15 protein-coding genes are annotated in these 16,432 nt (G+C 71.5%); 7 read left to right on the plus strand and 8 right to left on the minus strand.

Annotated elements, in window-relative coordinates; all coding sequences use genetic code 11:
* Window positions 1-433: 433 nt before the first annotated feature.
* Window positions 434-3,109, minus strand: a complete 2,676-nt coding sequence (locus AC1DXK_RS13280; RefSeq protein ID WP_457108110.1) for a bifunctional acetate--CoA ligase family protein/GNAT family N-acetyltransferase — start codon at window positions 3,107-3,109, stop codon at window positions 434-436.
* 439 nt (window positions 3,110-3,548) lie between these two features.
* On the opposite strand from AC1DXK_RS13280, the gene AC1DXK_RS13285 reads away from it, so the two are divergent.
* Together AC1DXK_RS13285 and AC1DXK_RS13290 are read left to right on the plus strand one after the other, a co-directional pair.
* The gene (locus AC1DXK_RS13285) at window positions 3,549-3,962 is read left to right on the plus strand and encodes a Ros/MucR family transcriptional regulator (RefSeq protein ID WP_457108111.1); all 414 of its coding nucleotides are present in this window, start codon (window positions 3,549-3,551) and stop codon (window positions 3,960-3,962) included.
* Window positions 3,963-4,060: 98 nt separating this feature from the next.
* Window positions 4,061-4,810 carry a restriction endonuclease gene (locus tag AC1DXK_RS13290; RefSeq protein ID WP_457108112.1) on the plus strand — a complete coding sequence of 250 codons (750 nt, stop codon included), beginning with the start codon at window positions 4,061-4,063 and terminating at the stop codon, window positions 4,808-4,810.
* A gap of 4 nt (window positions 4,811-4,814) precedes the next feature.
* On the opposite strand, the gene AC1DXK_RS13295 is transcribed toward AC1DXK_RS13290, so the two are convergent.
* Both AC1DXK_RS13295 and AC1DXK_RS13300 read right to left on the minus strand, forming a co-directional pair.
* A complete protein-coding gene (locus tag AC1DXK_RS13295; RefSeq protein WP_091777964.1) occupies window positions 4,815-5,456 on the minus strand; it encodes a DedA family protein in 642 nt (213 codons plus the stop codon).
* Window positions 5,457-5,545: 89 nt separating this feature from the next.
* Complete coding sequence (locus AC1DXK_RS13300; protein WP_457108113.1) at window positions 5,546-6,025, minus strand: peroxiredoxin; 480 nt, start codon at window positions 6,023-6,025, stop codon at window positions 5,546-5,548.
* A 356-nt stretch (window positions 6,026-6,381) separates the two neighbouring features.
* Here AC1DXK_RS13300 and AC1DXK_RS13305 point away from each other — a divergent pair, with 356 nt between their 5' ends.
* The gene (locus AC1DXK_RS13305; RefSeq protein ID WP_457108114.1) at window positions 6,382-6,969 is read left to right on the plus strand and encodes a YqgE/AlgH family protein; all 588 of its coding nucleotides are present in this window, start codon (window positions 6,382-6,384) and stop codon (window positions 6,967-6,969) included.
* Between the two features lie 148 nt (window positions 6,970-7,117).
* Here AC1DXK_RS13305 and AC1DXK_RS13310 read toward each other — a convergent pair whose 3' ends face one another.
* On the minus strand, window positions 7,118-8,101 hold the full coding sequence (locus tag AC1DXK_RS13310) for a hypothetical protein (protein ID WP_457108115.1): 984 nt from the start codon (window positions 8,099-8,101) through the stop codon (window positions 7,118-7,120).
* Window positions 8,102-8,495: 394 nt separating this feature from the next.
* Between AC1DXK_RS13310 and dnaK the strand changes: the two genes are divergently transcribed.
* The 4 genes from dnaK to AC1DXK_RS13330 all read left to right on the plus strand — a co-directional run bounded on the left by dnaK (window position 8,496) and on the right by AC1DXK_RS13330 (window position 13,107).
* Window positions 8,496-10,412: a molecular chaperone DnaK gene (gene dnaK, locus AC1DXK_RS13315; RefSeq protein WP_457108116.1), complete on the plus strand. Its 1,917-nt coding sequence runs from the start codon at window positions 8,496-8,498 to the stop codon at window positions 10,410-10,412.
* Window positions 10,413-10,746: 334 nt separating this feature from the next.
* Window positions 10,747-11,895 (plus strand): molecular chaperone DnaJ, encoded by a 1,149-nt coding sequence (dnaJ, locus tag AC1DXK_RS13320; protein ID WP_457108117.1) that lies wholly within the window; start codon window positions 10,747-10,749, stop codon window positions 11,893-11,895.
* 139 nt (window positions 11,896-12,034) lie between these two features.
* Window positions 12,035-12,673, plus strand: a complete 639-nt coding sequence (locus AC1DXK_RS13325; protein ID WP_457108118.1) for a class I SAM-dependent methyltransferase — start codon at window positions 12,035-12,037, stop codon at window positions 12,671-12,673.
* A gap of 107 nt (window positions 12,674-12,780) precedes the next feature.
* The gene (locus AC1DXK_RS13330) at window positions 12,781-13,107 is read left to right on the plus strand and encodes a hypothetical protein (RefSeq protein WP_457108119.1); all 327 of its coding nucleotides are present in this window, start codon (window positions 12,781-12,783) and stop codon (window positions 13,105-13,107) included.
* A gap of 28 nt (window positions 13,108-13,135) precedes the next feature.
* Here the strand turns inward: AC1DXK_RS13330 and deoA are convergent, their stop codons facing one another.
* The 4 genes from deoA to AC1DXK_RS13350 are packed head-to-tail and all read right to left on the minus strand — an operon-like array spanning window position 13,136 to window position 16,406.
* Window positions 13,136-14,434, minus strand: coding sequence for a thymidine phosphorylase (gene deoA, locus AC1DXK_RS13335; protein WP_457108120.1), 1,299 nt, complete (start codon window positions 14,432-14,434; stop codon window positions 13,136-13,138).
* Window positions 14,435-14,436: 2 nt separating this feature from the next.
* On the minus strand, window positions 14,437-15,168 hold the full coding sequence (gene deoC / locus AC1DXK_RS13340) for a deoxyribose-phosphate aldolase (protein WP_457108121.1): 732 nt from the start codon (window positions 15,166-15,168) through the stop codon (window positions 14,437-14,439).
* The gene (locus AC1DXK_RS13345) at window positions 15,161-15,985 is read right to left on the minus strand and encodes a purine-nucleoside phosphorylase (RefSeq protein ID WP_477298004.1); all 825 of its coding nucleotides are present in this window, start codon (window positions 15,983-15,985) and stop codon (window positions 15,161-15,163) included. The genes deoC and AC1DXK_RS13345 overlap by 8 nt, the downstream gene beginning before the upstream one ends.
* Window positions 15,978-16,406, minus strand: coding sequence for a cytidine deaminase (locus AC1DXK_RS13350; RefSeq protein ID WP_457108123.1), 429 nt, complete (start codon window positions 16,404-16,406; stop codon window positions 15,978-15,980). The genes AC1DXK_RS13345 and AC1DXK_RS13350 overlap by 8 nt, the downstream gene beginning before the upstream one ends.
* Window positions 16,407-16,432: the final 26 nt, after the last annotated feature.

Consider the following 16,432-nt stretch of genomic DNA (forward strand, 5'->3'; position numbering starts at 1 on the left):
CCGCGAAGCCGGCAGCCGCCGGCCCCGCCGCACCCCGGCCCCACGCCGCCGCCGAAGCGAAGCCCGCCGCCGTGCCGGTTGCGACGGCCAAGCCCGCATCGAAGAAGCCCGGTCCGGTCAGTCCCGCGGCCGAACATCGGGCGTTGGAAGCCGTCGAGCCGGTCCGCTAGCGCCTCGGTCCAAACGACAGCGGCCGCGAAGTCACTGCGTCCGAGCCCTCAGAGCCGCCTGGGAATGCTCCGTCCGGGGCGCCCCACCGGCCGGTCGAGGGCCGGCCTGCCCTCCCCCACGGGCGTGAGCCGGCGCAGCCGGAACGGGTGGGCTTCCCCGATCCTCGGCTGGAGCCGTTGCCGATCGAGTCGGGAGGGGGGCGCGGCCCTCGCGACCGGCGTCGCCGTCCTTCCAAACCGGTGCAGCACGATCGGGAACGGCTCTAGGTCACGGCGAGGTCGAGGCGCACCTTGACGAGGCCGGGATCGTCCGGGTCGCGCCCCTGCGCGAAGCCGAGGCGCCGGCAGACCGCCAGCATCGGCCGGTTCTCGGCCAGCACYGTCCCCTCGACCCGGCCGATCCCTTCGGAGCGCGCCCAGTCGATCATCAGGCGCATCAGGGCGAAGGCGAGGCCGGTCCCGCGGGCGTCGCGGCCCACCGCGATGGCGTATTCGCCGCTCTCATGGTTGGCGTCGGCGTGCAGCCGCACGGCCCCGAGCATCCGCTCGCCCCCCGCCGGATCGATCTCGGTGGCCACGAAGGCGATGGCCCGGGCGTAGTCGAGCTGGGTCAGACGGGCCAGGAAGGCGTGGCTGAACTCGCGCACCGGACCGAAGAACCGCAGCCGCAGGTCCTCCGGGTCGAGACCCTTGAAGAAGGTCAGGAACAGGCCTTCGTCCTCGGGGCGCACCGGGCGTACCCGCACCGTCCGGTTCTTGAGGTTGAGCGTCCGGACCCATTCCGCCGGATAGGGCCGGATCGCAAAGCGCGGGTGGCCGCGTCCGCTCTTGCCCTGCTCGGCGCGCCCGATCCGGACCCGCGCGTCGAGCGCCAGCACGCCGGTCTCGTCGGCCAGGAGCGGGTTGATGTCGAGTTCGCGCACCTGCGGCAGGTCGGCGGCGAGCTGGGACAGCTTCACCAGCGTCAGCGCGATCGCCCCGAGGTCGGAGGCGGGCACGTCGCGGTAGGCCTCGAGGCGCCGCGCGACCCGGGTGCGGGCGATGAGGTCGCGCGCCAGAGTCAGGTCCAATGGCGGCAGTCCCAGCGCCCGGTCGTCGATGACCTCCACGGCGGTGCCGCCGCGGCCGAAGACCACCACGGGGCCGAACACCGCATCCTCGGCGAGCCCCGCGATCAGTTCGCGGCGCTGCCCGCGGCGGATCATCGGCTGCACGGCGAAGCCGGTCACCCGGGCGTCGGGTCGCTCGCGGCGGGCACGGGCCAGGATGCGGCCCGCGGCCGCGCGGACATCGGCCTCGCTGGTCAGGTCGAGATGGACGCCGCCGATGTCGGATTTGTGCACCACGTCCGGCGAGACGACCTTGAGCGCCACCGTGCCGCCCGCCGCGATGATCGGCCACGCGGCGGCGGCCGCCGCGTCCTTGTCGGGGGCCAGCGTGATCGGAACGGTCGGGATCCCGTAGGCCTCCAAGAGGCCGGTCACCGCCAGCGGGTCGAGCCAGGCGGCCCCCTGCCGCAGGGCGCCGGCGATGATCGAGCGGGCGCGCGCCGTGTCGGGGGAGAAGTCGCGCGGCAGCGAGTCGGGCGTCCGCATCAGGTCGTCCTGCGCCTCGCGGTAGCGCACGAGGTGCAGGAAGCCCTCGATCGCCTCAGAGTCGGTGGTGAAATGCGGAATCCCGGCCTGCGCGAAGGCCTCGCGCCCCGCTTCCGCATCCCCCAGCGAGACCGCGAAGACCGGCTTCTTGCGGGTCTGGCCGGCGCGGGCGGCCTTGACCGTCTCGGCGATGGCACCGGCCACCGCAGCCGCCTCCGAACGGATGGTGGGCACGTGGATCGCCAGGACGGCGTCGCTCGACCGGTCGGTCAGCAGCGGCGCGAGCGCGGTCGCGAAGGCCGGCCCGGCCGCGTCGATGCCCAGATCGAGGGGGTTGCCGGCGGCGCGGTCCTCCGTTTCGGCGGGCACCGCCAGGGTGCCGGACCGCTCGATCAGCCGGTCCGCGGCGAGGAGGCCGATGCCGCGACCGTTCGACACGATCGCGAGCCGGTGGCCCGGAAACGGCCGCTGGCGCCCCAGGGTCTCCACAGCCGAGAACATCGCGTCGAGGTCCGGCACGGCCAGCAGGCCGGCCCGCCGGAACGCCGCCGCGTAGACCGCGTCCGGACGGGCCAGGGCGCCGGTATGGGTGGCGGCGGCACGCGTATCCGAACGGTGCCGCCCGGCCCGCAGCACCACGACGGGCTTGGCCCGGGCGGCCGCGCGGGCAGCCGACATGAAGCGACGGGCATCCGCGACCCGGTCGAGGCAGAGCAGGATCGCGCGGGTGCGAAAATCCGCGGCGAAGTGGTCGAGGCAATCGGCCACGCCGATGTCGAGCACGCTGCCGAGCGACAGAACCGCCGAGAACCCCGTCCCGTGCCGCGCCCCCCACGCGACGATGGCAGCCGCGACCGTGCCGGATTGCGAGACGAGGGCGAGGTCGCCGGCCTCGGGCGCTGCGGCGAACAGGCTGGCATTGAGCCGGGCGCCCGGAACCGCGAGGCCGGCGCTGTCGGGGCCGAGCAGGCGCAGGCCATGCGCGCGGGCGATCCGGTGGGCGACCGGTCCGGGATCGTCCGGCCCGGATCCGAGCCGGGCCGTGAGGATCACGGCGGCCCCCGCACCGATCGCGGCGGCCTGCGCGACGACCTCGGGGACGCTGGGGGGCGGCACCGCGATCAGGACGAGGTCGGGAATGGCGGGCAGATCCGCGACCTGCGGCACGCAGGGCAGGCCCTCGACGATCGCGTGGTCGGGCTGGACCGGCATGATCGTGCCGGGAAAGCCCGCGCCGCGCAGGCTGTCCAGCACGCTGCGCCCCAGGGAGCCGGGGCGCGCCACCGCCCCGACCAGGGCGATCGAGCGGGGCGCGAGCAGCTTGTCGAACCGGTAGGTGCTCACGGCCGGCGGCTCACGGTACCGCCGTCACGGGATGAGGTCCCGCAGGCCGTTCGTGCCGGCACGCATCTGGTCCCCCTCGCTCATGTCGGGTCGAACGCGGCGCAGCGCGCGCTCACCGTCCTCTCAGATGGCGCGCTCAGACGCGGATGCCAGATGGCGCGCTCAGACGCGCATGCAACACCCGACCGTCGACCGGCACTCGGAAACCGGCCGACCGACCAGAGGCACGGCCCGCAACGTCCATTTGTCCAATATCCAGCACCGTTTATCCATCCTAAGACGTCAGTTGTGGGCGCGTGTAAATTGGTCTTGCCATTAAATTCGTATCACCATAGTAACTGCTCATTAACTACCCTGTATCGGGTCGAGCAGAGACAGATTCCGGCTGGCCGCCCCTCCGACGGGCGGTGGCTCGCCGGGATCGAGAGGAGGTTTTGGGATGGACGCCACGGGTGAAGGGCAACCGGACTATCTCGCGCTGTCCGTCGACATCGTGTCGGCCTTCGTGAGCAACAATCCGGTGCCCGCGCCGGAATTGCCCAGCCTCATCGCGGCCATTCACGCGACGTTGCACGGTCTCGGCGAACCGGCTGCCCCGCCGACCGAGGACCTGCGGCCGGCTGTGCCGATCCGGCGTTCGGTCCAGCCCGACTTCATCGTCTGCCTGGAGGACGGCAAGAAGTTCAAGTCGCTCAAGCGGCATCTGCGCACGCACTACAACATGACGCCCGAGGAATACCGGGAGAAATGGGGCCTCGCCCCAGACTATCCGATGGTGGCCCCGAACTACGCGGCCGCACGGTCCAGCCTCGCCAAGAGCATGGGCCTCGGCCACCAGCGCCGGAAGGTCTGAGGAGCGCGCGTCCGCGTCCACAGCTTTCGGATCGGGGTTAGGTATCGGGCAAGCCGCGCTTGCGAGGGTCACAGGCCCGTCAGCGCTCCCGAGACCCGATGCCCGGCAAGCCCAGCCCCGTCGCCCGCCTGTTCTGGACGGCCGTGATCGGCCTTCCCTTCGGGCTCTGGTACGGCCCGCCGGCCCTGGCGGCGACCGGACTCGCCCTGATCCTTGTCCTGCTCCGGCATCTTGGGCGCCGCCGCCGCTTCCGAGCCCGGGTTCGGCGCATCGCCCGGGCGCACGGCGAGACGCTGGCGCTGCGGCGGCGCCAGGAGAGCTACTGCGACCCCTACGGCAACTGGATCGAGGACGGCTGGCTGCGCGAGCGGGACTATTTCCTGGACCGGACCATCCTGCCGCAGATCGCCTCGCGCTACGCGGACCTCGCCCTCTCGGAGCGCGCGCGGATGCTGGCGATCGTGGAGGCCGAGGCGGCGGCTGTGGCTCTGCCCGAGGAGGACGAGGCACCAGGGGACGGGCTCGCTTACGAGCGCTACTGTGCCGACCGCCTGACCCGGGCGGGATGGCGGGCGCACCGGACGCCGGCGAGCGGCGACCAGGGCGCCGACATCGTCGCGGTGCGGGACGGCCTACGCTTGGTGGTTCAGTGCAAGCGGCTGAGCAAGCCCGTCGGCAACGCCGCCGTGCAGGAGGCCGCCGCGGCGCTCCGCTACTGGGCCGGGGATCGGGCCGCGGTGGTCTCGAATGCCGGCTTCACGCCGGCGGCGCGCCGGCTCGCCACGGCCACCGGCGTCCTCCTCCTGCACCACGACGCCCTCGACGCGATCGACCTGGCGGAGGCGTGACGCGTCAGGCGAGCGGGCCGGGGATGGCGATCTCCGCCTCATTGAGCAGGCGCGCCTCGTGGCGGCGCACGAACAGCCACAGGGCCAGGCCGCCGAACACCACCAGAGCCAGCAGCGTCAGGCCGACCGGACCGACGATGTGTTCGATCTGGCGGCCGCAATAATACGACCCGATGCCCATGCTGCCGGCCCAGACGATGCCGCCGAGGGCGTTGAAGGCGAAGAACCGCCGGGCGTCCAGGCGGTTCACCCCGGCCAGCAGGGCCGCGTAGGCGCGCAGCATCGCGGTGAAGCGGCCGAAGAACACGATCTTGCCGCCGTGCTGGCGAAACAGGTACTGGCCGAGCTTGAGACGCCCGTGATCCAGGGCGATGAGGTGGCCGTAGCGCAGGAGCAGGGGCATGCCCCAGCGCCGCCCCGCCCAGTAGCCGACATTGTCCCCGAGGATCGCCGCGCCCGCGGCCGCGGCGATGACCAAGCCGATGTTCAGGTTGCCGGTGCTGCCGGCATAGACAGCGGCCGAGATCAGCACCGTCTCGCCCGGGCACGGCACCCCGGCGCTCTCGAGGGTGATGATCACGAAGATCGCGATGTAGCCGTAGTTCGCGATCAGCTCGGCGATAGGTAGGTCGTTCAGGAAGGCCATGCGGTCCTCAGGGCCGGTCTCCGGGCAAAGCCCGGCGACACAAGCCGATGGAACGTGGCCTTAAGAGGGCGATCCGGTGCGCGATGCGCTCAGAGGACCTTGAGCAGGGCCTCGGCTCCCGAGGCTTCCGCCTTCGACGGCGTCTCCTCGACGTTCAGGATCCGGACGATGCCGTCTTCGACCAGCATCGAGTAGCGCTTCGAGCGCATCCCGAGGCCGAAGCCCGTGCCGTCCATCTCCAGGCCGATGGCCTTGGCGAAATCGGCATTGCCGTCGGCGAGGAATTCCAGCCCCTCGGCGCCGCTCGCCTTCGACCACGCGTCGAGCACGAACACGTCGTTGACGCTCGTCACCGCAATGGCGTCGATGCCGCGCCCGAGGATCGCGTCCTTGTGGGTGACGAAGCCCGGCAGGTGATTGCGGTGGCAGCTCGGGGTGAACGCGCCGGGCACGCCGATCAGGACCACGCGCCGGCCCTTGAACACGTCGTCCGTGGTGCGCGCGATCGGGCCTTCGGGGCCGATCACCCGGAAGGTGGCCTGGGGCAGGTGGTCGCCGACCTGGATCATCGCGGGTCCCTCGTTGGCGCGCGCTGGAATGGCACGCGTGAGCAGCGCGCCTGACCTAGCGTGGCAGGGGGTGCCTGTCGAGGATCCGGCACGCTCCGGCGTGAACCACCCTCCCGGTCCGATCGGCGGGATGAAGGCTGCCCCCGAGGGCGACGCGGACCGACCTTGGTCTTGTGAGGCAAGGATCGAGACGCGCACAATCTTGGAAGAGGCTTGCTGCGTCCCTTTTGCCCGCTGGACAACCGGAGGACGGGGCGTAGCATGTAGGGATGGCGCATCCTCCGCACCGCAGGCCCGATCCCTCATCGGCAGCGTCGTCGCTGGCCGGGAAAGCCGCGTCGCCGCGCCAGACGGAGATGTCGGGCCCGGACTTCCTCGACGGGCAGTTCCTGGTGGCCATGCCCGGCATGGCGGACGAACGTTTCGCCCGCTCGGTGATCTATGTCTGCGCCCATTCCGCCGACGGCGCGATGGGCATCATCGTCAACAAGGCGGCGACCGACATCAGCATGCCGGATCTGCTGGTCCAGCTCGACGTGGCGCCCGAGGCCGACGCGATTCGCCTGCGCGAGCGGGTCGGCCACATGCCGGTCCTGATGGGTGGCCCGGTCGAAGGACGGCGCGGCTTCGTGCTCCATAGCGACGATTTCCACATCCAGCAATCGACGCTGATCATCGACGACGGCATCTGCCTGACCGCGACCGTGGAGATCCTCCGCGCCATCGCCAGCGGCGAGGGGCCGGCGAGCGCCGTGCTGGCGCTGGGCTATGCCGGCTGGCAGGCGGGGCAGCTTGAGAGCGAGATCATGGCCAATGGCTGGCTCAATTGCCCGGCCGACCCGGCGCTGATCTTCGACGCCGACCTCGATGCCAAGTACGACCTTGCCCTCAGGGCCAACGGCATCGACCCTGCGATGCTGTCGATGACGGCCGGCCGAGCCTGATCCGGCGACCCGGGCCGGAGGCTCGGACGCGCCGTCCGTCCGAGCGGAGCGCAACGACCCGGCAACGCCACGTGGAACGTGGTCCCGCCGGCCAGGCTTACAGTGACGGCCGGTTTACGGCGCCATCCGGGCCGACCGGCGCGGCCGCCTATTCCGGCATCCCGTCGCCGCCGACCGCATCCGGATTCAGGCCCTCGACAGCCGGCTTGGGCCGCGGCCGGCGGGGCGCCACGGCGGCAGTGGGCGCGGCCGTGTTGGCGCCGAGCCGGGTGGCCAGGGCCAGAGCCCGGTTCTCTGTCACCCGAAGGTGGCAGAACCCGTGGGTCCCCTCGCGGGCGTAGGTGCGGCAGAGCTGCTCCCGGTCCGACGAGAAGGCGGCCTGCTCGCTCACGATCGGCCGCACGTCCTCGCGCCGGGCGCGTTGGGTCATCAGCTTGTAATTGTCCCGGACGGCCTTGTCGGCGACGCCCCGGGCCGTGTCGAACTCGCCGGCCCGCGGGATCAGTGTGGCGGCGGCCGGTCCCCACAAGCCCACCGGCGTCGTGGCGCAGTCGGCGGCCGAGAAGGAGCAGACCGGGCTCGACCCAAGGCTCGAGACGAGCACGCCGCCCTCGGTCACGTCGAAGCGCAGCGGGCACTCGGCCCCGGCGGCCTCGAACCGCGGCACGCCCTCGGGCTTGCCTTCGGCGGTGAGCGTCACCGGATTGCCGCCGGCGAGCGGCACCGCACAGGACTCCGCCGGCTGCGAGATCTTGGTGCCCGGCAGCTTGATCCGCGCCGTGACCGCGGTGCCGGACCGTTCGAGCTTCAGGGCCCCGGACAGGCCGTTGAGCTGCAGGTCCTGGCCGATCACGCTGTCCTCGGAGGGCGTCTTCAGCACCACCGGACGGGCCGGCACGGGGGCCGGCCGGGGGGCCTCGGGCGCGGCGGGCTGTCCAGGCTCGCCCGGCGCCGCCGGAACCGGCGTGGGGGCTTCGGGCAGGCCGCGGGGCGGCGCCGGCGGCCGCTCCGGCTTGATGCCGAACAGGCGCTCGAAGAAGTTCTGGGCCTGCGCGGGGGGCGCGGCGAGCATCCCGGGCGCCGCGAGGGCGGCCACCAGGATCGGGAGCAGGAGGCTGCGGGTCGGGCGCATCGGACTCTACGGAGGGGAACACGAAGTGGCGGGGCCACGTGCAACCCCTTGTCGAAACGTTAACACGCCGTCGATGGCGCCGACGTGGCAGCAGAGCAACAAAATGCAGCCACGCCGCCCGGCCGATGGCGGCCGTGCGGCGAGATCCTGCCGGAATGACAAGGAGATGGCACGCGCCGGCGTGCGAAGCCCCGGCGCGCCGGCTTCGCCTTGCGAGCCTGGAACCGGCTTCTTATATCGCCCTCGACGCGGGATTGCGCGCTGGGTTTCAGCCGTTCACGGCCCTTGATCCGGCCCGGGTCCCATACTCACATCACCTCCGTATACCGCCATGGGCCGAGCTGCTTCGGGGCTCGGCGGTCTGCTTGAACGCGACGAAAAGAGGGATCCCGCCATGGGTAAAGTCATCGGCATCGACCTGGGCACGACCAATTCCTGCGTGGCCGTGATGGAAGGCACGCAGCCCAAGGTCATCGAGAATTCGGAAGGCGCGCGCACCACGCCGTCCATCGTCGCCTTCACGGACGACGGCGAGCGGCTCGTCGGCCAGCCGGCCAAGCGCCAGGCGGTCACGAACCCCGAGCGCACGTTCTTCGCCATCAAGCGGCTCATCGGCCGGACCTACGACGATCCGATGACCCAGAAGGACAAGGGCCTCGTGCCCTACAAGATCGCCCGCGGCGATAACGGCGACGCCTGGGTCGAGGCGGACGGCAAGAAGTACTCCCCCTCGCAGATCTCCGCCTTCACCCTGCAGAAGATGAAGGAGACCGCCGAGTCGCATCTCGGCCAGCCGGTCACGCAGGCGGTCATCACGGTTCCGGCCTACTTCAACGACGCCCAGCGTCAGGCCACCAAGGACGCCGGCAAGATCGCGGGCCTCGAGGTGCTGCGCATCATCAACGAGCCGACCGCGGCGGCGCTCGCCTACGGCCTCGACAAGAAGAAGGCCGGCACGATCGCGGTCTACGACCTCGGCGGTGGCACCTTCGACGTGTCGATCCTGGAGATCGGCGACGGCGTGTTCGAGGTGAAGTCCACGAACGGCGACACCTTCCTGGGCGGCGAGGACTTCGACAACCGCATCGTCGAGTACCTGACGGCCGAGTTCAAGAAGGAGCAGGGCATCGACCTGACCAAGGACAAGCTCGCCCTTCAGCGCCTCAAGGAGGCCGCCGAGAAGGCCAAGATCGAGCTGTCCTCGGCCACCCAGACCGAGATCAACCTGCCCTACATCACCGCCGACAACACCGGCCCGAAGCACCTCGCGCTGAAGCTCAGCCGGGCGAAGTACGAGTCGCTGGTCGACGATCTGGTGCAGCGGACGATCGAGCCCTGCCGCAAGGCGCTCAAGGATGCCGGCGTCTCGGCCTCCGAGATCGACGAGGTGGTGCTGGTCGGCGGCATGATCCGCATGCCCAAGATCCAGGAGGTGGTGAAGGCCTTCTTCGGCAAAGAGCCCCACAAGGGTGTCAACCCGGATGAGGTTGTGGCCATCGGCGCCGCCGTGCAGGCCGGCGTGCTCCAGGGCGACGTCAAGGACGTCCTGCTCCTCGACGTGACCCCGCTGTCGCTGGGCATCGAGACGCTGGGCGGCGTGTTCACCCGGCTCATCGACCGCAACACCACGATCCCGACCAAGAAGTCCCAGACCTTCTCGACGGCCGAGGACAACCAGAACGCCGTCACGATCCGGGTCTTCCAGGGCGAGCGCGAGATGGCGGCCGACAACAAGCTGCTCGGCCAGTTCGACCTCGTCGGCATCCCGCCGGCGCCCCGCGGCATGCCGCAGATCGAGGTGACCTTCGACATCGACGCCAACGGCATCGTCAACGTGACGGCCAAGGACAAGGCGACCAACAAGGAGCACCAGATCCGCATCCAGGCCTCGGGCGGCCTCTCGGACGCCGACATCGACCGGATGGTGAAGGACGCCGAGGCGAATGCCGAGGCCGACAAGAAGCGGCGCGAGCTGGTCGAGGTGAAGAACCAGGGCGAGAGCCTGATTCACGCCACCGAGAAGTCGGTGACCGAGTACGGCGACAAGGTCCCGGCCGCCGACAAGGGCGCGATCGAGACCGCGATGGCCGCGCTCAAGACCGCGCTCGAGGGCGAGGACGTCGAAGCCATCAAGGCTCGCACCACGGACCTGATGCAGGCCTCGATGAAGCTCGGCGAGGCCATGTACGCGGCCAACCAGGCGGCCGGCCCCGATGCCGGTGCCGAGGCGGCGGCCTCCGAGAAGAAGGACGACGTCATCGACGCCGACTTCCAGGAGGTCGACGAGAAGGACCAGAAGAAGCGCGCCTGAGGCGCGGTTCGCGTCAGACCGTGCGGGGCCGGAGCGATCCGGCCCTGCCTTTGCTTGACACGCGCTGTTGCGCGGGTGCCGCAGGATGCGGGATATCGCCCGGGTCGGACCCTCGGGCCGCCGGCTCGTGCTAGAGCGCGCGGCGAGAACGCACGGATTGCGAACTGCACAGAGGCCCGCACGCCCTGCGCACGACCGCGTCGCCGACGGCCCGCTCCGGCGGGCTCCGGTGATGGGGTCCGGGGATCACGGCGCCGTCCGGACGCCTCCTGTGAGGCGGCCGCACCGCGCGCCGCGATGAGGGCGCGGTTGGATTGTCCGGAGACGGGGTGGGATGTCGAAGCGGGACTATTACGAGATCCTGGGGGTCACCAAGGTCGCGACGGAAAGCGAGATGAAGGTCGCCTTCCGCAAACTCGCGATGACCTATCATCCCGACCGCAATCCCGGCGACAAGGACGCCGAGATCAAGTTCAAGGAAATCAACGAGGCCTATCAGTGCCTCTCCGACGGACAGAAGCGCGCCGCCTACGACCGGTTCGGCCATGCCGCCTTCAGCCAGGGTGGGGCTGGCGGACCCGGATTCGGCAACGAGTTCGGCGACTTCATGTCGGACATCTTCGACAACTTCTTCGGTGACGGCCGTGGCGGCGGCGGCGCTGCGCGCGGGCGCGGCGGTGCGCCGGGCCGCGAGCGGGGGGCCGACCTCCGCTACAATCTCGAGATCTCCCTGGAGGAGGCCTTCACCGGCAAGGCCGAGACCATCAAGATCCCCACCTCGGTGTCCTGCGAGGCCTGCGACGGCTCCGGTGCCAAGCCGGGCTCGAAGCCCCGGACCTGCCCGACCTGCGCGGGCTACGGCCGGGTCCGGGCGGCGCAGGGTTTCTTCGCCATCGAGCGGACCTGCCCGAACTGCCATGGGCGCGGCGAGATCGTCGACGATCCCTGCACCGCCTGCCAGGGCGCAGGCCGGGTCAACCGCGAGCGCACCCTCTCGATCAACGTGCCGGCGGGCGTCGATGACGGGTTGCGGATCCGTCTCGCCGGCGAGGGCGAGAGCGGGCTGCGCGGCGGCCCGGCCGGCGACCTCTACGTCTTCCTGTCGATCAAGCAGCACGAATTCTTCCAGCGCGACGGCGCCGACCTGTTCTGCCGGGTGCCGATCTCGATGGTGACGGCCGCGCTCTCGGGCGAGATCACCGTGCCGGTGATCGACGGCTCGCAGACGCAGGTGCGCATCCCCGCCGGGACCCAGACCGCCAAGCAGTTCCGCATCAAGGGCAAGGGCATGCCGGTGCTCCGCTCGCGGGAGGTCGGCGACCTCTACATTCAGGTCTTCGTCGAGACCCCGCAGAATCTGACCAAGCGCCAGCGTGAGCTGCTCCAGGAGTTCGATCAGTCGGCCTCCCCGGAGAATCATCCCGAATCCGCGGGCTTCTTCTCGAAGGTGCGCGACTTCTTCGGGAGCGCGGTCCGGCCGTGAGGGCGGATCCGAAATCCCGGCAGCCCGTTATGCCTGCGGCCGGCGTGTCTTGCGTCCTCTAGGCGCCGCGCCGGCTTGACTGTATGACAGCATCGTCCCTTAGCCTTTCATTCTCATTCGGCATCAAGGAATCCAGGACTTGCCGCCGCTCCGCCGTCCCAACGCGAAGGCTCCTGTCGGCAGGAGCGCGATTCTCGGGCCGCGGCGCGACCCCCTGGAGGACGAGGCCCGTTTCCTCCGCTCCTGGTTTGAGCGCCCCCTCGTCACCGGCGCGGTGACGCCGTCGGGCAAGATGCTCGCCCGGACCATGGCCGCCTACGTCGACCCGCGCCGGGATGGTCCGGTCGTCGAACTCGGCCCAGGCACCGGTCCGGTGACCGAGGCGCTGATCCGGCGTGGCGTCGCACCGGAACGCTTGATCCTCGTCGAGTTCAACCCCGATTTTTGCCGTCTCCTGACCCACCGCTTCCCGGGCGTACGGGTGATCCAGGGGGACGCCTACAACATGCGCGCGAGCCTCAAGGACGCGCTGACGCAGCCCGCCGCCGCGACGATCTCCAGCCTGCCGCTGTTCACCAAGCCGCTGGAGCAGCGTCTCGACCTGCTCAACACGGCCCATGACCTCATGCAGCCGGGCGCGCCGTTCGTGCAGTTCACCTACGCGGTGGTGCCGCCGATCCCGGCGCGGTGCGAGGCGGGCAGCTACACCGCCGACCGCTCCAACCGGGTCTGGCTGAACCTGCCGCCGGCCCGGGTCTGGGTCTATCGCCGACCCTGAGCTGAACACGGCCTGAGCGAACAAGTCACGTTCGCGTCAACTTTAAAAGGCCACACCTGAGACAGGGCCGGACGCACCAGCGCCCGGCGTGGAACAGGAGGACGCCGATGTTCACCAAGACCGCACGCGTGCATCTCGCGGCTGCCCTGGCCTGTGGGAGTCTCGCTCTGGCGGCCCCGGCCATGGCCGCCCCCATGGGCAGGGATGCCGGGCTCCAGCAGGCCTCGGGCGATATCGTGACCGTCCAGTACGGCTACGGCCACCGTCACGGCGGCTGGGGTCACCACGGGTTCGGCCCGCGCCGCCATTATGGATGGGGCCACGGCCACCATTACGGCTGGGGTCGCGGGCACCATGGGGGCTGGCGCCATCACGGCTTCGGTGGTCATCGCCACGGCGGCTGGGGTCACCGGCACGGCCACGGCCGCTGGTGACCACACGTCCCGCGGATCGGCGCGGGACCTAACCGGCTCCGATCCGCTCGAGGACCGCTGGCCGGTCCTCGGGAGGGCTTCCGATCCGGTAGGCCTCCCGCAGCGCAGCCTCTGCACGGTCCGCGGACGCTGCGTCGGCCGCGTGGACGACCCCGAGGAGGCCGCTGGACTCGCCGGGCCGCGCAAGGTCCGTAAAACCGACCCTCGGATCGATGCCATCCTCCGGCCGGGTCCTCCCGCCGCCGAGTGCGATCACCGCCAAGCCGACCGCGCGCGTGGCCACGCCCGCAATGGTCCCCTCCCGATGCACCGGCCTCCGAACCGGGGCTTCCGGCAGATATTTTGCCGGCTGGTCCAGCAGGTCGCCCGGTCCCCCGAGCGCCGCGACCATGCGGGCGAAGCGCTCGGCCGCCTGACCCGAGGCGAGGGCCTGCTCCAGCCGTTCGGCGGCGGCGTCGCGGTCCGCCGCCAAGCCGCCGGCCACCAGCATCTCGGCCCCGAGCGTCAGTGTCACCGCGTGGAAGCGCGGCTCGCGGCGCGCGCCGGTCAGGTAGTCGATCGCGTAGGCGACCTCGACGGCGTTGCCGGCGGCGCTGGCGAGGGGCGCGTCCATGTCGGTGATCAGCGCGGCGGTGCGCAGGCCCGCCCCTTCCGCCACCGTGACGATGCTCTCGGCGAGCGCCCGCGCCTCGGGCAGGCTCGCCATGAAGGCGCCTGAGCCCTGCTTGACGTCCATCACCAGCCCGTCGAGCCCCGCGGCCAGCTTCTTCGACAGGATCGAGGCGGTGATCAGGTCGCGGGATTCCACCGTACCGGTCACGTCGCGGATCGCGTAGAGGCGCCGGTCCGCAGGGGCGAGGTCGGCGGTCTGGCCGATGATCGCGCAGCCGACCTGCCCCACGACCCGGCGGAACACGTCGAGCCCAGGCGTCGCGTCGTAGCCCGGGATGCTGCCGAGCTTGTCCAGCGTCCCGCCGGTATGGCCGAGGCCCCGGCCGGAGATCATCGGCACGTAGCCGCCGCAGGCCGCCACCATCGCGGCGAGCGGGAGGCTCACCGTATCGCCGATGCCGCCGGTGGAGTGCTTGTCCAGGACCGGCCCCGGCAGGTCCCAGGCGAGGACGCGGCCCGACTCGGCCATCGCCCGGGTCAGCGCCACCCGCTCCGGCAGCGACAGCCCGCGGAAGAACACCGCCATGGCGAAGGCCGCCGCCTGCCCCTCGCCCACCGTACCGTCGGTGAGGCCGCCCACGAACGCCCGGATCTCCTCCGGGTCGAGGGGTAGGCCGTCGCGCTTGGCGCGGATCGTCTCCTGGGGCAGCCGCACGCTCAGAGGTCCCGCGCCTGCATCAGGGTCTCGAACAGGCTGCTCGCCCCGAGCCGGAAGGTCTTGGGGCTGATCCAGTCCGGCCCCATGATCCGGTCGGCCAAGGCCAGATAGGTGGCGGCATCGCCGACGCTGCGCAGGCCGCCGGAGACTTTGAGGCCGGCGGGGCGGCCGCTCGCGCGGATCTCGGCCAGCATCGCCTCGGCGGCCTCCGGGGTCGCCGAGACCGGGCTCTTGCCCGTGGAGGTCTTGAGGAAGTCGGCCCCGGCCTCCAGGGCGAGCCGGCTCGCCGTTCGGATCGTCTCCGGATCGCCGAGTTCGCCGGTCTCCAGGATCACCTTGAGGGTCGCGGACCCGCAGGTGTCGCGCACGGCCTCGACCATGTCGCGGGCCACGGCCGCATCGCGCCGCAGCAGGGCTCGGTAGGGCAGGACGAGGTCGATCTCGTCCGCGCCGTCGCGCAGGGCCTCGGCGGTGTCGTCCGTGGCGCGGGCGCAATCCTCGCCGCCGGCGGGGAAGTTGATCACCGTAGCGACACGGATGCCGGTGCCGTGAAGCGCCCGGGCGCCCTGCTCGACGAAGCGCGGCCAGACGCAGATCGCCGCGACGGCGCCACGCTTCGCGTCCCGGCAGAGGGCATCGATCCGGGTCTCGGTGCAAGTCTCGCCGAGGTCGGTGAGGTCGAGGAGCGGCAGCGCCCGGCGGGCGATCGCACCGGCTTCGGTGTCAGTCATCGTCGCTCTCTCCCTCGGGCAGGCCGGCCACGAACGCCCCGACCAGGCGGCCGAGATCCGCCGCAGCCCGGGCCGCCACCGCCTTCGTCTCCGCGTGGTGCGGCGCGCCGCCCGCGATCCCGGCGGCCAGGTTCGTCACCACCGAGACCGCCGCCACCGGCAGGCTGAGGAAGCGCGCCAGGATGACCTCCGGTACGGTGGACATGCCCACGAGGTCGGCCCCCAGGAGGCCGGCCATCCGGACCTCCGCGGGCGTCTCGAAGCTCGGGCCGGAGAACCACGCGTAGATTCCCTCGCCCAGGGGCAGGCCGCAGGCTCCGGCCGCCGCCCGGAGCCCTGCCCGCAGATCCGGATCGTAGGCCTCGGTCATCGGCACGAAGCGGGCGTCGCTGGCCTCGCCGATCAGCGGGTTCAGGCCGGACAGGTTGATGTGGTCGGCGAGCAGCACGAGGCTGCCGGGTCCGGTCTCCGGCCGTAGCGAACCGGAGGCGTTGGTGAGCAGCAAGCGCCGGGCGCCGAGGTGCCGGGCGCAGGCGAGCGGCACCCGCATCGCCGCCGGATCGCCGCGCTCGTAGGCATGCGCCCGCCCCTCGAAGACCAGGACCGTCCGCCCCGCGAGGCGCCCGCGGTGCAGGCGGCCGCCATGGCCGCTGACACCCGGCCCGGGGAAGCCCGGGATCGCCGCGTAGTCGAGGGCGGTCGACTCGGTGAGGGCCGCCGCGACGGCGCCCAGGCCGGTCCCGGTCACCACCGCGCAGGCGTAGCCCGCCCCGAAGCCAGCGGCGCGCAGCGTGGCGAGGGCGGCGGCCTCACTCACCCAGCGTCTCCGGCCCGAAGGATTCCGGCAGCAGCTCGGCCAGCGTGAAGGTGCGGGCGACGCCGTCCGGCCCCGCGGCGTGGATCGGCGTATCCGGCCCGGCGAACTCGCGGATGCGCTGGCGGCAGGCGCCGCAGGGCGTCACGAGGCCGGCACCCTCGCCGCAGACCAGGATCGCGGCGATGCGCCGCCCGCCGGAGGCCACCATGGCGGCGATCGCCCCGGCCTCCGCGCAGGTGCCCACGGGATAGGCCGCGTTCTCGACGTTGCAGCCGGCATGGATCGCGCCGCGCTCGTCGCGCAGCGCCGCACCGACCGGGAAACGGGAATAGGGCGCGTGCGCCTGCGCCCGCACTGCCCGGGCCGCCGCGAACAGGGCGGCGAGCCCGTCATCTTCCCGTGCTGAGTCCGCGGCCTGCATGGCCGATCTTTGGCACCCGCCGGGGC

Source organism: Methylobacterium sp. P3_A11, assembly GCF_056403155.1.

Excerpts from the sequence above, each read along its gene's own strand:
- dnaK (WP_457108116.1), top strand. The coding sequence starts at position 8,496 with ATGGGTAAAGTCATCGGCATCGACCTGGGCACGACCAATTCCTGCGTG.
- AC1DXK_RS13350 (WP_457108123.1), bottom strand. The coding sequence starts at position 16,406 with ATGCAGGCCGCGGACTCAGCACGGGAAGATGACGGGCTCGCCGCCCTG.
- AC1DXK_RS13330 (WP_457108119.1), top strand. The coding sequence starts at position 12,781 with ATGTTCACCAAGACCGCACGCGTGCATCTCGCGGCTGCCCTGGCCTGT.
- AC1DXK_RS13295 (WP_091777964.1), bottom strand. The coding sequence starts at position 5,456 with ATGGCCTTCCTGAACGACCTACCTATCGCCGAGCTGATCGCGAACTAC.
- AC1DXK_RS13305 (WP_457108114.1), top strand. The coding sequence starts at position 6,382 with ATGTCGGGCCCGGACTTCCTCGACGGGCAGTTCCTGGTGGCCATGCCC.
- AC1DXK_RS13285 (WP_457108111.1), top strand. The coding sequence starts at position 3,549 with ATGGACGCCACGGGTGAAGGGCAACCGGACTATCTCGCGCTGTCCGTC.
- AC1DXK_RS13300 (WP_457108113.1), bottom strand. The coding sequence starts at position 6,025 with ATGATCCAGGTCGGCGACCACCTGCCCCAGGCCACCTTCCGGGTGATC.
- AC1DXK_RS13290 (WP_457108112.1), top strand. The coding sequence starts at position 4,061 with ATGCCCGGCAAGCCCAGCCCCGTCGCCCGCCTGTTCTGGACGGCCGTG.
- AC1DXK_RS13310 (WP_457108115.1), bottom strand. The coding sequence starts at position 8,101 with ATGCGCCCGACCCGCAGCCTCCTGCTCCCGATCCTGGTGGCCGCCCTC.
- deoC (WP_457108121.1), bottom strand. The coding sequence starts at position 15,168 with ATGACTGACACCGAAGCCGGTGCGATCGCCCGCCGGGCGCTGCCGCTC.
- dnaJ (WP_457108117.1), top strand. The coding sequence starts at position 10,747 with ATGTCGAAGCGGGACTATTACGAGATCCTGGGGGTCACCAAGGTCGCG.